Origin of the sequence: Paenibacillus sp. FSL W7-1287, from assembly GCF_038004245.1 — a bacterium.
GTDB classification, from domain to species: domain Bacteria; phylum Bacillota; class Bacilli; order Paenibacillales; family Paenibacillaceae; genus Pristimantibacillus; species Pristimantibacillus camelliae.
Window position 1 is genome coordinate 147,216 of sequence record NZ_JBBORD010000001.1, and the last position, 12,174, is coordinate 159,389.

Genomic DNA, 12,174 nt, shown 5'->3' on the forward strand with positions numbered 1-12,174 from the left:
GATATCCAGCTTCATTCATAGCTTACATCCATGAGCATAAGCCCGATTGGCAGTGCCGTTGGACCTGCGAGACTACGATCGCAGCCCTCCAATATGTTGCACATGTCTTCGGGCTTTAACTTTTGATGCCCAATCTTGAGCAACGTCCCCGTAATGATTCGTACCATATTGTACGTAAAACCATTCCCCGTCATCTCAATATGAATAATCGGCCCCTCTTCAATCAGCCTTGCTTCATAGATCGTCCGCACATGATGCGGCTTAACAGAACGCGTAGAAGTAAAGGACGTAAAATCATGTGTACCTACAATATACGACAATGCTTGTCTCATAAGCTCCCGGTTCAACGGAACAGGTACGTGTAAGCGATAATGACGTCCAAATAAATCAGGGAATTTACCGTTATCAATACTGTAACGATACGTTTTACGCTTAGCCGAATGCCTCGCATGAAAATCTAACGGCATTTCCTTCGCTTCCAATATCATCACGTCGTCCGGTAGGCGCGAATTCATTGCAATAGCAAAACGATCGATGGGAATGTTGCATTCCGTAAGAAAGTGAAATACTTGACCGCGAGCATGTACACCGGCATCGGTACGACCAGAAGCATGGATCGTAATATCTTCCTTCGTCAGAATCTTCAGTACATCTTCGATGACGTTTTGTACTGCTCGATCCTTAGGCTGAGCCTGGAATCCATTAAACTTCGTTCCATCATAGCTTACCTTCATACAAATGTTTCGCATCATCATTTCCTTTCAGCGCTCCGGAATAATGCGTTGTTTCAGTCGCGGTTTAAATCCCGATTCTTCGAATTAGATAAAGAGGAAGAATCGGAACTTAAAAGCGACGCGCTCCGCTTTCCACAATCGCATACTCCTCCGCTGGAGTCTTCTTCTGTGTTGCCCAAGAAGCTTTTTACTACTTCTCGCTTTACCTTGGGGCAAAGCATCGCCGAGCAGAGCATCGTCAGTACGAGACAACTTCGGAGCAGATATCTTCGGAGCTTAGCTTTATGCTTTTAAGCTCGTAACTTTAAATAAGGGGTTAAAAGCTGGGCTTTCAGGACCAAGAAAATAGCATGAAGCTAGGGAATGAGCAGCGCAGCGTACGGGTTAGGTACGTGAGCAGCGCAGGCTCCCGATGAATGCTAGTTTCGATGTCGACTACGCTACAGTGCAAGACATCGTCATCAAAGCCCAGGCTTTTAACCTTCATCTCAAAAGAAAAAGGTGGACCTAAAAGGCCACCTTCTTTTTATTAATCACGGTCAACTAGCTCTAAGTAAACCATAGGAGCAGCGTCACCACGACGAGGTCCTAGTTTAAGGATACGAGTGTAACCACCGTTACGCTCTGCATAACGAGAAGCCAATTCAGAGAAAAGCTTTTGAATTGCATCTTTCTCGCCATCTACAGTTTCACGACGTACGTAAGCAGCAACTTGACGACGTGCAGAAAGGTCACCTTTCTTTGCTTTCGTGATTAGCTTTTCAGCGATAGAACGAACCTCTTTCGCTTTAGCTTCTGTAGTTTGAATACGCTCATATAGGAACAAGTCAGTTACAAGATCACGAAAAAGTGCTTTACGTGCGCTTGCATCACGACCTAATTTTTGGTATGCCATTTTGATTTCCCCTCCCTTGCTGTTTTCTTCACCGCTTCAGCTGAGAAGCTCTACTCGTCTGTACGGAGGCCAAGACCCAGTTCTTCAAGCTTCTCTTGAACTTCTTCAAGAGATTTACGACCAAGGTTACGGACCTTCATCATATCCTCTTCAGATTTCGTGATAAGCTCTTGAACGGTATTAATACCTGCACGCTTCAAGCAGTTGTAAGAACGAACAGAAAGATCAAGCTCTTCGATAGTCATCTCAAGCACTTTTTCTTTCTTATCTTCTTCCTTCTCAACCATGATTTCCGCATCTTTGGCTTCATCCGTTAATCCAACGAACAAGTCCAAGTGCTCTGTCAATATTTTAGCTCCAAGGCTTACAGCCTCTTCAGGACGAATACTTCCGTCAGTCCAAACTTCAAGCGTTAGCTTGTCATAGTTTGTAACTTGACCTACGCGAGTATTCTCAACGCTATAATTAACACGAGTAATGGGCGTGTAGATTGAATCTACAGGAATGACGCCTATCGGTTGATCGTCGCTTTTGTTCCGGTCAGCTTGCACATAACCACGTCCGCGGTTAGCGAAAATTCTCATATGCAAACGTGCTCCGGATGCCAAAGTCGCAATGTGAAGATCAGGGCTCAAAATCTCGACATCACTGTCAGCACGAATATCACCAGCTGTTACGATACCTTCACCTTCAGCGTCAATTTCCAATACCTTTTCTTCATCGGAGTGGATTTTCAGCGAGAGTCCTTTCAAATTCAGGATGATTTCAGTAACGTCTTCGATCACTCCTGGAACTGTAGAAAACTCATGCAGTACACCATCGATCTGAACGGATGTTACTGCAGCGCCAGGTAAAGAAGATAACAAAATTCGACGAAGCGAATTTCCCAGCGTTGTGCCGTACCCGCGTTCTAGCGGCTCAACAACGAATTTACCATATGTGCCTCCGTCGTTCAATTCTACGGTTTCGATTTTCGGCTTTTCGATCTCAATCACAATAGTACCCTCCTTCAAACGTCGCTCCGTTACCTAAGTCGTTTTTATGTCAAACCTCGTAGTATGCCAAACCTTCACAACCATTATTCACAGATTGTTACTATTTGATACCACCAAGTCAACAAATTACACGCGACGACGTTTTGGTGGACGGCATCCGTTATGCGGAACTGGTGTTACGTCCTTAATTAGGTTCACTTCCAAGCCAGCAGCTTGAAGTGAGCGAATTGCAGCTTCACGGCCTGCTCCAGGACCTTTAACCATAACCTCAACCGTTCTCATGCCATGTTCCATAGCAGCCTTTGCAGCTGTTTCAGCAGCCATCTGAGCTGCGAAAGGAGTACTCTTACGAGAACCTTTGAAGCCTAGACCACCAGAACTTGCCCAAGAGATTGCATTACCATGTGGATCTGTAATCGTAACGATTGTGTTGTTAAATGTCGAGCGGATATGTGCTACGCCGCTATCAATATTTTTACGATCACGACGCTTAGTACGAACGACTTTTTTAGCTTTAGCCATTATCGTTTATCCTCCCTTCTTATTTCTTCTTGTTAGCTACAGTACGACGAGGACCTTTACGTGTACGAGCATTTGTTTTAGTACGTTGACCGCGAACTGGAAGACCACGGCGGTGACGAAGACCACGGTAGCAACCAATTTCAGTTAGACGTTTGATGTTAAGGGATACTTCACGACGAAGGTCGCCTTCTACCTTAACGTTTTTGTCGATTTCATCACGAATACGACCAAGCTCATCTTCTGTAAGATCACGAACACGAGTGTCCGGATTTACGCCAGTAGATGCAAGAATCTTCTGAGCCGTAGTATTTCCGATACCGAAAATATACGTCAAAGAGATAACAACGCGTTTGTCACGCGGAATATCTACGCCAGCTATACGTGCCATTGAGTATGTTCCTCCTTATCCTTGTTTTTGTTTGTGTCTCGGATTTTCACAAATCACCATAACATTACCTTTGCGACGAATAACTTTGCATTTCTCGCAAATTGGCTTAACCGAAGGTCTTACCTTCATTGTGATTACCTCCCGAATCTTTCGTAAATAGATCCATAAAGACTATTTACGATAGGTGATACGCCCTCTTGATAGATCATAAGGCGATAACTGAATGACCACTTTGTCTCCAGTAAGAATGCGAATAAAGTGCATTCTAAGTTTGCCAGATACATGAGCAAGAATCTGATGACCGTTTTCAAGCTCTACCTTAAACATAGCGTTTGGTAGCGGCTCAATTACTGTACCTTCAACTTCAATAACATCTTCTTTAGCCATTTTAGTTCTCCTTTCCATGTGCATACTTCTGCACAGCATAACGCAACTTAGCATTCGTTACTTTGCCTGTTTCCTGCAAGCTGATTGCAACCTCTTGACTAATAATAGGCAGCAGCTCGAGATGCAGAACGTTCTTTTTCTTTGGCGCGTCGAATTTGCGTTTCTTTCCGTCAGCAATGAGTACGAAGCGCTCATCAAGCACATCGACGATTACTGCATAACGCTCCTCGTCCTTACCTTTAAGAATTTTGATTAATTGTCCGATTTGAGCTTTCATCATGATCGTTTCCTCAACTTTGAGATGGCAGCTTCGTCAATATCTCAAAACCGTCCTCCGTAACGGCAACCGTATGCTCAAAATGAGCGCACCATGTACCGTCCCGAGTAACTACCGTCCAGTTATCTTCAAGTGTCCGAACATATCGTTCACCTATGTTAACCATAGGCTCGATTGCTAGCACCATTCCAGGCTTCAGCCGCGGTCCTCTGTCTTTTACTCCATAGTTCGGAATTTGCGGTTCTTCATGAAGATCGGCTCCGACCCCATGACCAACATATTCACGAACGACAGAAAATCCTGCTGCTTCAATTACCTCTTGTATGGCGTGCGATATCGTATACAGTCTGACATCAGGCTTCACTAGCGAGATTCCAGCATACAGTGATTGCTCTCCAACCGTTAAGAGGCGTGTAACCTCTTCCGATACAGCACCAACCGGATAGGTCCATGCTGAATCACCGTGGTAACCACCGTATTGCGCGCCGATATCGAGACTAATAATATCGCCCTCGTTCAGCTTGCGTGAACCTGGAAACCCATGCACAAGCTCGTCATTTACAGAAGCACAGACGCTGGATGGGAAACCATTATAACCTTTAAAAGATGGAATTGCACCTTGACTGCGAATGTACTTTTCAGCTATCGCGTCGAGCTCACCCGTCGTAATTCCAGGTTCAATTGCTTGAACCATCAATTGATGTGTCTTGGCAACAATTCGCCCTGCTTCTCTCATTAATTGCAGTTCCGATTCGGATTTGCAAATGATCATTACAAGGAACCTCTCAAAGTTGAAATGATCTCAGCAGTCACAACATTGATATCTTGTTCACCGTTCACTTCACGCAGCAACCCTTGTTTACTGTAGTAGTCTAAAAGAGGCGCTGTTTTAGATGTATATTCATCTAGGCGTGTACCAACCTTCTCTTCTGAATCATCAGAGCGTTGATACAGCTCACCGCCATCCTTATCGCAAACTCCTTCAGTTTTAGGAGGGTTGAACATAATATGATACGTTGCACCACATGATTTACAGATGCGACGACCTGTTAGACGAGCTAGCAGAAGATCGCGATCAACATCGAGGTTAACAACATGATCAATGCTGCGGCCAAGCTCTTGCAGCATGCTGTCAAGCGCTTCAGCTTGTTGAATCGTACGAGGGAAGCCATCAAGCAGGAAACCTTTTTCGCAATCTGCTTGTGCTAATCTTTCCTTTACGATTCCGTTGGTGATCTCATCAGGAACGAGTAGACCTTGATCGATATACTCCTTCGCTTTAAGACCGATTGGCGTGCCTTGCTTCATCGCTAGACGAAAAGCATCGCCTGTGGAAATATGCGGAATGTTAAATTCCTCAACAATTCTCTCCGCTTGCGTTCCTTTACCAGCTCCCGGAGGACCCATAAATAGAATGTTCATTAGTGACTTCCTCACTTTAAGCACAATAGGCCCGTTAGGGCACCGCATTGCACTAGCGGCAACCCCTGTTCGAACCTGTTGTTATTTATTGATAAACCCTTTGTAATGGCGTTTGATCAATTGGCCTTCGATCTGTTTCATCGTATCAAGTGCAACACCGACAACGATAATTAGTGAAGTACCACCTAGCTGTATGGAGCGGTCTAATCCTGCAAGTGATCCGAAAAGCACTGGGAAGATTGAGATTACCGCCAAGAATATTGCACCCGTCAATGTCAATCGAGTCAATACTTTTGTCAAATAAGAAGAAGTTGGTTTACCAGGACGAATACCTGGGATGTAGCCACCGTTCTTTTTCATTTGATCAGCCATTTGAACAGGATTGATTTGTACGAATGTGTAGAAGAATGTAAAACCGATAATTAGTAGAACATACAACACCATACCAAGTGGCTTGTCGTAGCTCAAGTTATCGATAATCCATCTTGCCCATAGTTTATCTGCCCAGAAGTTCGCAATCGTAATTGGGAACATAAGCAAAGAAATGGCGAAGATGACAGGAATAACGCCCGCACCGTTAACTTTCATCGGAATATGAGTGGATTGTCCACCATACATTTTGCGTCCTACTACACGTTTAGCGTATTGAACAGGGATCTTACGAATACCTTGCTGAATGAAAATAACACCAACGATCATGACGATAACGACAAGAGCGATTAGTAGTACTTTCACGATGTTCAAGAACAAGTTCTCAGCATCAGCAAGCTGTGTTTGGTAAAGCGTACGAACATGACCAGGTAAACCAGCCACAATCGCAGCAAAGATTAGGATGGAGATACCATTACCAATACCTTTTTCTGTGATTTGCTCACCAAGCCACATCAAGAATGCAGTACCTGCAGTCAAGATGATAGCAATAACAAGATAATCTACAAAATTAGCATTGTGGATAATCTCTACTCCATAGATACGATTGAAACCAATCGCTGTAGCTAAACCTTGTACTAGACCTAGTATTACAGTACCGTAACGAGTGATTTGAGCAAGCTTGCGCTTACCGTCCTCACCTTGCTTCGCCCATTCTGCAAAACGAGGAATAACGTCCATACTTAACAGCTGCACGATAATCGATGCAGTGATGTATGGCGTAATCCCGATTGCAAAGATAGAGAAGTTAAATAATGCTCCACCTGAGAACGTGTTAAGCAAGCCGAATAGGTCTGAACCGTTAGATCCAGCTTGTTTTAACAACTCTGTATCTACTCCTGGTACCGGAATGAAGGCACCAATACGATAAATCAATAATACGAAAAGCGTGAACAGAATTCGCGTACGAAGTTCTGAAACTTTCCAAATATTGGACACGGTCGTAAACAATTAGATCACCTCGGTTTTACCGCCGGCAGCCTGGATTTTCTCTACCGCAGATTGAGAGAACTTATTAGCTTTCACAGTAAGTCCTACATTCAACTCACCATTACCCAAGATTTTGATTCCTGCTAGCGCATTTTTAACAATGCCTTTTTCAAGAAGAACTTCTGGAGTGATTTCCGTACCTGCAGCAAAGCTGTTCAAATCTTGAATGTTTACAATCGCATACTCTTTACGGAACGGGTTGTTAAAACCACGTTTCGGTAAGCGACGATACAGTGGGTTTTGACCACCCTCGAAACCAGGACGAACACCGCCACCGGAACGAGCATTTTGACCTTTATGACCTTTACCTGCTGTTTTACCATTTCCTGAACCAATACCGCGACCTTTGCGCTTTGGCTCGAATTTGGAACCAGCAGCTGGTGCTAATTCATGCAATTTCATCGTTCGTGCACCTCCTTATTGTTTTCGTATCATAATCATCCCAAGCTGCCTGATTAAACTTCTTCAACTTTAACCAAGTGGCTAACATGATGAACCATGCCGCGAATAGCTGGGCTGTCGTTAAGAACGACCGATTGACGAATTTTGCTAAGGCCGAGCGACTGAACAGTTGCACGTTGTTTCTCGTTGCGGCCAATCAAACTGCGAACGAGGGTGATTTGCAATTTTGCCATCGATTTTCCCTCCTTAACCTAGTAGCTCTTCAACAGTTTTACCACGAAGCTTAGCAACATCTTCTGCACGTTTTAGGCGAGAAAGACCTTCTAGCGTCGCGTTTACCATATTTAGAGAATTGGAAGAACCAAGTGATTTCGTTAAAATATCGCCAATACCAGCAAGCTCAAGTACTGCACGTACTGGGCCACCAGCAATAACTCCTGTACCTTCCATCGCTGGTTTCAAAAGAACTTTACCAGCTCCGAAACGACCTTCAATTAGGTGAGGAATCGTTGTTCCTACAAGTGGTACATGGATCAGGTTTTTCTTAGCATCTTCGATACCTTTGCGAATCGCATCAGGTACTTCGCCTGCCTTACCGATCCCTGCGCCAACGTAGCCTTTTCCGTCACCGACAACTACAAGTGCGCTAAAGCTGAAACGGCGTCCGCCTTTAACAACTTTTGCAACACGGTTAATATGAACTACTTTTTCAGTAAGTTCCAACGTATTAGGATCTACACGCAAGTCGTTTACCTCCTTATTGATTGATTAGAATTTCAAGCCAGCTTCGCGAGCTGCATCAGCTAGTGCTTGAATTCTTCCGTGATATAGGTATCCACCACGGTCAAATACTACTTCAGAAACACCTTTTTCTACCGCACGTTTAGCAATTAGATCGCCAACCTTAGCAGCAGATTCAACATTACCGCCGTTGCCAATTGAAGACGCAAGCTCTTTATCTTTAGTAGAAGCGGACACGATTGTCACACCAGCTACATCATCGATTAGTTGAGCATAAATGTGCTTAGAAGAACGGAACACAGACAAACGTGGACGAGCAGCTGTGCCGTTGATTTTCTTACGAACGCGGAAACGTCTTTTCAGACGTGCTTTGTTCTTATCACCTTTAGTAATCATGCAGGTACACTCCTTTCCTTTGCCTTAAGACGCAAGATTAAGCGAGTAGCTTATTTCTTCTTACCGGCTTTACCTTCTTTACGGATGATGCGCTCACCTTCGTACTTAATACCTTTACCTTTATATGGCTCAGGAAGACGTACTTGGCGAATTTCAGCAGCGATCTGCCCAACGCGCTCTTTATCAATACCGTGAACAGTAAGTTTAGTTGTACCAACAACCTCGAATTCAATACCTTTTTCTGGAGTGAATTCAACCGGGTGAGAGTAACCAACGTTCAATGTAATTTTCTCGCCTGTTTTGTTAACACGGTAACCTACACCTACAAGCTCAAGATTTTTCTTATAGCCTTCAGTAACACCTGTAACCATGTTCGCAATAACTGTACGAGTCGTTCCATGTAGAGAACGATGAGTTTTATTATCAGAAGGACGCTCAACAGAAATTTCAGTTTCTGCTACGTTTACGATCATATCGCTATGAAGCGTGCGTGTTAGCGTACCTTTAGGTCCTTTAATTGTAATAACCGAGTTATCCAAAGTAACAGCAACACCTGCTGGAACTGGAATCACTTTACGACCGATACGGGACATCGTTACACCTCCTGTCTTCGTTACTTGTATCTTACCATACGTAGCAGACTACTTCGCCGCCAGCTTTTGCTGCACGAGCTTCTTTGTCTGTCATTACACCTTTGGACGTGGAGATAATTGCAATTCCAAGTCCACCAAGTACGCGTGGAATTTCGTTAGATTTTGTGTAAACGCGTAGTCCTGGTTTAGAAATACGTTTCAAACCAGTGATAACACGCTCTTGGTTAGCTCCGTATTTCAAGAAAATACGAATCATACCTTGTTTGTTATCCTCGATGTACTCTGCATCACGGATAAATCCTTCACGCTTCAAGATTTCAGCGATTTCTTTTTTCACTTTTGAAGCGGGCATTTCTACAGTTTCGTGACGAACAACATTCGCATTGCGAATGCGTGTCAACATATCTGCAATCGGATCAGACATAACCATTAGTGTGAACCTCCTTCCCGAACTAGGCTGATTACCAGCTTGCTTTTTTAACGCCAGGAATCTGGCCCTTGTATGCTAACTCGCGGAAACAAATCCGGCAAATTTTAAACTTTTGCAAAACAGAATGCGGACGACCACAACGCTCACAGCGTGTATAAGCACGAACTTTGAACTTAGGTGCGCGTTGTTGTTTCACTTTCATCGAAGTTTTTGCCACTCGGTATTACACCTCCTAGTAGTGGATTACTTCGCAAACGGCATACCCATTTGAGATAGCAATTCACGAGATTCTTCGTCTGTTTTTGCCGTCGTGACGATGACGATATCCATACCACGTGTTTTGTCAACTTTATCGTACTCAATCTCAGGGAAGATAAGTTGCTCTTTCAAACCAAGTGTGTAGTTACCGCGGCCATCAAATGCTTTAGTAGAAACACCTTGGAAGTCACGTACGCGAGGTAAAGAGATATTGAACAATTTGTCTAGGAAATGATACATACGCTCGCCGCGTAGTGTAACTTTAACCCCGATCGGCATGTTTTCACGCAATTTAAATCCTGCGATAGATTTTTTAGCGCGTGTAACAACAGGTTTTTGACCAGAAATAATTTGTAGCTCTTCAAGTGCAACGTCAAGTACTTTTGAATTCGATACAGCTTCACCCATACCGATGTTGATAACAACTTTTTCAATTTTAGGTACTTGCATCACTGAAGTATAGTTAAACTTCTGCATTAGAGCAGGAGTAATTTCATTAAGAAAGCGACTTTTCAGTCTAGCTGTCATAGATCATAGACCTCCTTTCCTACTTTTGCGATTAGTCAATCTGTGCACCGGAACGCTTAGCGATCCGCACTTTTTTGCCGTTATCAAGCACTTTGTATCCAATACGAGTTACTTTTCCGCTCTTTGGATCAACGTGCATGACGTTTGATGCGTGAATTGGAGCTTCCTGCTCGATAATTCCACCTTGCGGGTTCGCTTGAGATGGGCGAGCGTGCTTCTTCACGATGTTTACACCTTCAACAAGCACACGGTTTTCACGTGGGTAAGCTGCGATCACGCGACCTTTCTTACCTTTGTCTTTACCAGAAATTACGATAACTGTATCGTCTTTCTTGACATGTAGCTTGTTGTTATGAGATTCCAACAACTTTTTCACTTTTGGCATTTATTACACCTCCTGCTCGCTTCTGCTTTCAGGGTTATATTGTTTGGAGCTTAGATTACTTCCGGAGCCAATGATACGATTTTCATGAAATCTTTATCACGAAGTTCACGAGCAACTGGTCCAAAAATACGAGTTCCACGTGGGCTCTTATCATCTTTAACTACAACTGCTGCATTTTCATCAAAAGAGATGTATGAACCATCTTTACGGCGTACAGAACGTTTCGTACGAACGATAACAGCTCTAACTACATCACCTTTCTTGACAACTCCCCCTGGTGTTGCTTGTTTAACAGAACATACAATGACATCACCAATTGCAGCTGTACGGCGGTTCGTACCACCTAGCACGCGGATACACATCAATTCTCTTGCACCAGAGTTGTCGGCAACTTTAAGTCGACTAAATGCTTGAATCATTTTAACGTCCTCCTTTCACCAAAACATGTAAAGCACAACGTTCATTAAAGAATGACAGCTTCTTCAATAACTTCGACCAGTCTGAAGCGCTTGTCTTTAGATAGTGGACGAGTCTCCATGATTTTTACAACATCGCCGATTTTAGCAGTATTGTTCTCATCATGTGCTTTGTATTTTTTCGTATATTTAATACGTTTATGGTACAAATCATGTTTTTTGTATGTTTCAACAGCAACAACGATTGTTTTGTCCATTTTGTCACTTACCACTTTGCCGATTTCTACTTTACGGGCATTGCGTTCGCTCATGTTTGGCCTCCTTCCTGACCGTGATCAGATTCATCACTATCAACAATGATTAGCTGGTTATTCCAAGTTCTCTTTCACGTAGAACGGTTTTAGCGCGAGCAATTTCTTTACGCACGTCACGAATACGAGTTGGATTGTCCAGTTGACCTGTTGCCAATTGGAAACGAAGGTTGAACAGCTCTTCTTTGAAACCAGCGATTTGTTGTTCGATTTCAGCAGAGGTTAAGTTGCGAAATTCACTAGCCTTCATTTGCTTCACCACCCACTTCTTCTCGTTTCACAAACTTACATTTAACAGGCAACTTGTGAGCAGCAAGACGCATTGCTTCGCGAGCTACTTCTTCGGATACGCCTGCAAGCTCAAACATAACTTTGCCTGGCTTAACAACAGCTACCCATTTCTCTACGTTACCTTTACCGCTACCCATACGCACTTCAAGAGGCTTTTGAGTGATTGGTTTATCTGGGAAAATTTTGATCCATACTTTACCGCCACGTTTGATGTAACGTGTCATCGCGATACGAGCCGCTTCGATCTGACGGTTAGTAACCCATGATGGTTCTAGTGCTTGTAAGCCGTACTCGCCGAATGCTACAGTAGTACCGCCTTTTGCACGACCTTTCATGTGACCACGTTGTTGTTTACGATGTTTTACACGCTTAGGTACCAACATG

24 protein-coding genes are annotated in these 12,174 nt (G+C 43.7%); all 24 read right to left on the bottom strand.

What is annotated here, in order from left to right; all coding sequences use genetic code 11:
- Positions 1-11: 11 nt before the first annotated feature.
- Complete coding sequence (gene truA, locus NSQ99_RS00710) at positions 12-734, bottom strand: tRNA pseudouridine(38-40) synthase TruA (RefSeq protein ID WP_340834318.1); 723 nt, start codon at positions 732-734, stop codon at positions 12-14.
- A gap of 529 nt (positions 735-1,263) precedes the next feature.
- Entirely contained in the window at positions 1,264-1,629 is a 366-nt protein-coding gene (rplQ, locus tag NSQ99_RS00715) for a 50S ribosomal protein L17 (protein WP_251670865.1), read from the bottom strand.
- 50 nt (positions 1,630-1,679) lie between these two features.
- Positions 1,680-2,624 (bottom strand): DNA-directed RNA polymerase subunit alpha, encoded by a 945-nt coding sequence (locus tag NSQ99_RS00720; RefSeq protein ID WP_251670866.1) that lies wholly within the window; start codon positions 2,622-2,624, stop codon positions 1,680-1,682.
- A gap of 126 nt (positions 2,625-2,750) precedes the next feature.
- Positions 2,751-3,146, bottom strand: coding sequence for a 30S ribosomal protein S11 (gene rpsK / locus NSQ99_RS00725; protein ID WP_251670867.1), 396 nt, complete (start codon positions 3,144-3,146; stop codon positions 2,751-2,753).
- Positions 3,147-3,165: 19 nt separating this feature from the next.
- Positions 3,166-3,534 carry a 30S ribosomal protein S13 gene (gene rpsM / locus NSQ99_RS00730; protein WP_251670868.1) on the bottom strand — a complete coding sequence of 123 codons (369 nt, stop codon included), beginning with the start codon at positions 3,532-3,534 and terminating at the stop codon, positions 3,166-3,168.
- A gap of 15 nt (positions 3,535-3,549) precedes the next feature.
- Positions 3,550-3,663, bottom strand: a complete 114-nt coding sequence (gene rpmJ, locus NSQ99_RS00735; protein WP_015253313.1) for a 50S ribosomal protein L36 — start codon at positions 3,661-3,663, stop codon at positions 3,550-3,552.
- A gap of 42 nt (positions 3,664-3,705) precedes the next feature.
- The gene (gene infA, locus NSQ99_RS00740; protein ID WP_015847200.1) at positions 3,706-3,921 is read right to left on the bottom strand and encodes a translation initiation factor IF-1; all 216 of its coding nucleotides are present in this window, start codon (positions 3,919-3,921) and stop codon (positions 3,706-3,708) included.
- A gap of 1 nt (position 3,922) precedes the next feature.
- On the bottom strand, positions 3,923-4,201 hold the full coding sequence (locus tag NSQ99_RS00745; RefSeq protein ID WP_251670869.1) for a KOW domain-containing RNA-binding protein: 279 nt from the start codon (positions 4,199-4,201) through the stop codon (positions 3,923-3,925).
- Positions 4,202-4,211: 10 nt separating this feature from the next.
- Positions 4,212-4,970, bottom strand: coding sequence for a type I methionyl aminopeptidase (gene map, locus NSQ99_RS00750; protein WP_340834351.1), 759 nt, complete (start codon positions 4,968-4,970; stop codon positions 4,212-4,214).
- Positions 4,970-5,620 carry an adenylate kinase gene (locus tag NSQ99_RS00755; RefSeq protein ID WP_340834352.1) on the bottom strand — a complete coding sequence of 217 codons (651 nt, stop codon included), beginning with the start codon at positions 5,618-5,620 and terminating at the stop codon, positions 4,970-4,972. The genes map and NSQ99_RS00755 overlap by 1 nt, the downstream gene beginning before the upstream one ends.
- An 81-nt stretch (positions 5,621-5,701) precedes the next feature.
- On the bottom strand, positions 5,702-7,000 hold the full coding sequence (gene secY, locus NSQ99_RS00760) for a preprotein translocase subunit SecY (RefSeq protein ID WP_340834353.1): 1,299 nt from the start codon (positions 6,998-7,000) through the stop codon (positions 5,702-5,704).
- Complete coding sequence (gene rplO / locus NSQ99_RS00765) at positions 7,001-7,441, bottom strand: 50S ribosomal protein L15 (RefSeq protein WP_251670874.1); 441 nt, start codon at positions 7,439-7,441, stop codon at positions 7,001-7,003. It abuts the gene before it with no gap.
- Between the two features lie 53 nt (positions 7,442-7,494).
- A complete protein-coding gene (gene rpmD, locus NSQ99_RS00770; protein ID WP_251670876.1) occupies positions 7,495-7,674 on the bottom strand; it encodes a 50S ribosomal protein L30 in 180 nt (59 codons plus the stop codon).
- Positions 7,675-7,687: 13 nt separating this feature from the next.
- The gene (rpsE, locus tag NSQ99_RS00775) at positions 7,688-8,185 is read right to left on the bottom strand and encodes a 30S ribosomal protein S5 (RefSeq protein ID WP_251670877.1); all 498 of its coding nucleotides are present in this window, start codon (positions 8,183-8,185) and stop codon (positions 7,688-7,690) included.
- 24 nt (positions 8,186-8,209) lie between these two features.
- The gene (gene rplR, locus NSQ99_RS00780; protein WP_251670879.1) at positions 8,210-8,578 is read right to left on the bottom strand and encodes a 50S ribosomal protein L18; all 369 of its coding nucleotides are present in this window, start codon (positions 8,576-8,578) and stop codon (positions 8,210-8,212) included.
- Between the two features lie 50 nt (positions 8,579-8,628).
- Positions 8,629-9,171, bottom strand: coding sequence for a 50S ribosomal protein L6 (rplF, locus tag NSQ99_RS00785; protein WP_251670881.1), 543 nt, complete (start codon positions 9,169-9,171; stop codon positions 8,629-8,631).
- Between the two features lie 31 nt (positions 9,172-9,202).
- Positions 9,203-9,601 carry a 30S ribosomal protein S8 gene (gene rpsH / locus NSQ99_RS00790; protein WP_251670883.1) on the bottom strand — a complete coding sequence of 133 codons (399 nt, stop codon included), beginning with the start codon at positions 9,599-9,601 and terminating at the stop codon, positions 9,203-9,205.
- A gap of 31 nt (positions 9,602-9,632) precedes the next feature.
- On the bottom strand, positions 9,633-9,818 hold the full coding sequence (locus NSQ99_RS00795; protein ID WP_010348808.1) for a type Z 30S ribosomal protein S14: 186 nt from the start codon (positions 9,816-9,818) through the stop codon (positions 9,633-9,635).
- A 26-nt stretch (positions 9,819-9,844) separates the two neighbouring features.
- Complete coding sequence (rplE, locus tag NSQ99_RS00800; protein WP_251670886.1) at positions 9,845-10,387, bottom strand: 50S ribosomal protein L5; 543 nt, start codon at positions 10,385-10,387, stop codon at positions 9,845-9,847.
- A 31-nt stretch (positions 10,388-10,418) separates the two neighbouring features.
- Positions 10,419-10,772, bottom strand: coding sequence for a 50S ribosomal protein L24 (rplX, locus tag NSQ99_RS00805; protein ID WP_213520385.1), 354 nt, complete (start codon positions 10,770-10,772; stop codon positions 10,419-10,421).
- A gap of 50 nt (positions 10,773-10,822) precedes the next feature.
- A complete protein-coding gene (rplN, locus tag NSQ99_RS00810) occupies positions 10,823-11,191 on the bottom strand; it encodes a 50S ribosomal protein L14 (RefSeq protein ID WP_251670887.1) in 369 nt (122 codons plus the stop codon).
- Positions 11,192-11,235: 44 nt separating this feature from the next.
- Entirely contained in the window at positions 11,236-11,499 is a 264-nt protein-coding gene (gene rpsQ, locus NSQ99_RS00815; RefSeq protein ID WP_251670889.1) for a 30S ribosomal protein S17, read from the bottom strand.
- A 49-nt stretch (positions 11,500-11,548) separates the two neighbouring features.
- Entirely contained in the window at positions 11,549-11,749 is a 201-nt protein-coding gene (rpmC, locus tag NSQ99_RS00820) for a 50S ribosomal protein L29 (RefSeq protein WP_251670891.1), read from the bottom strand.
- On the bottom strand, positions 11,739-12,173 hold the full coding sequence (rplP, locus tag NSQ99_RS00825; RefSeq protein ID WP_251670893.1) for a 50S ribosomal protein L16: 435 nt from the start codon (positions 12,171-12,173) through the stop codon (positions 11,739-11,741). Before rplP ends, rpmC begins: the two co-directional genes overlap by 11 nt.
- Between the last annotated feature and the right edge of the window lies 1 nt (position 12,174).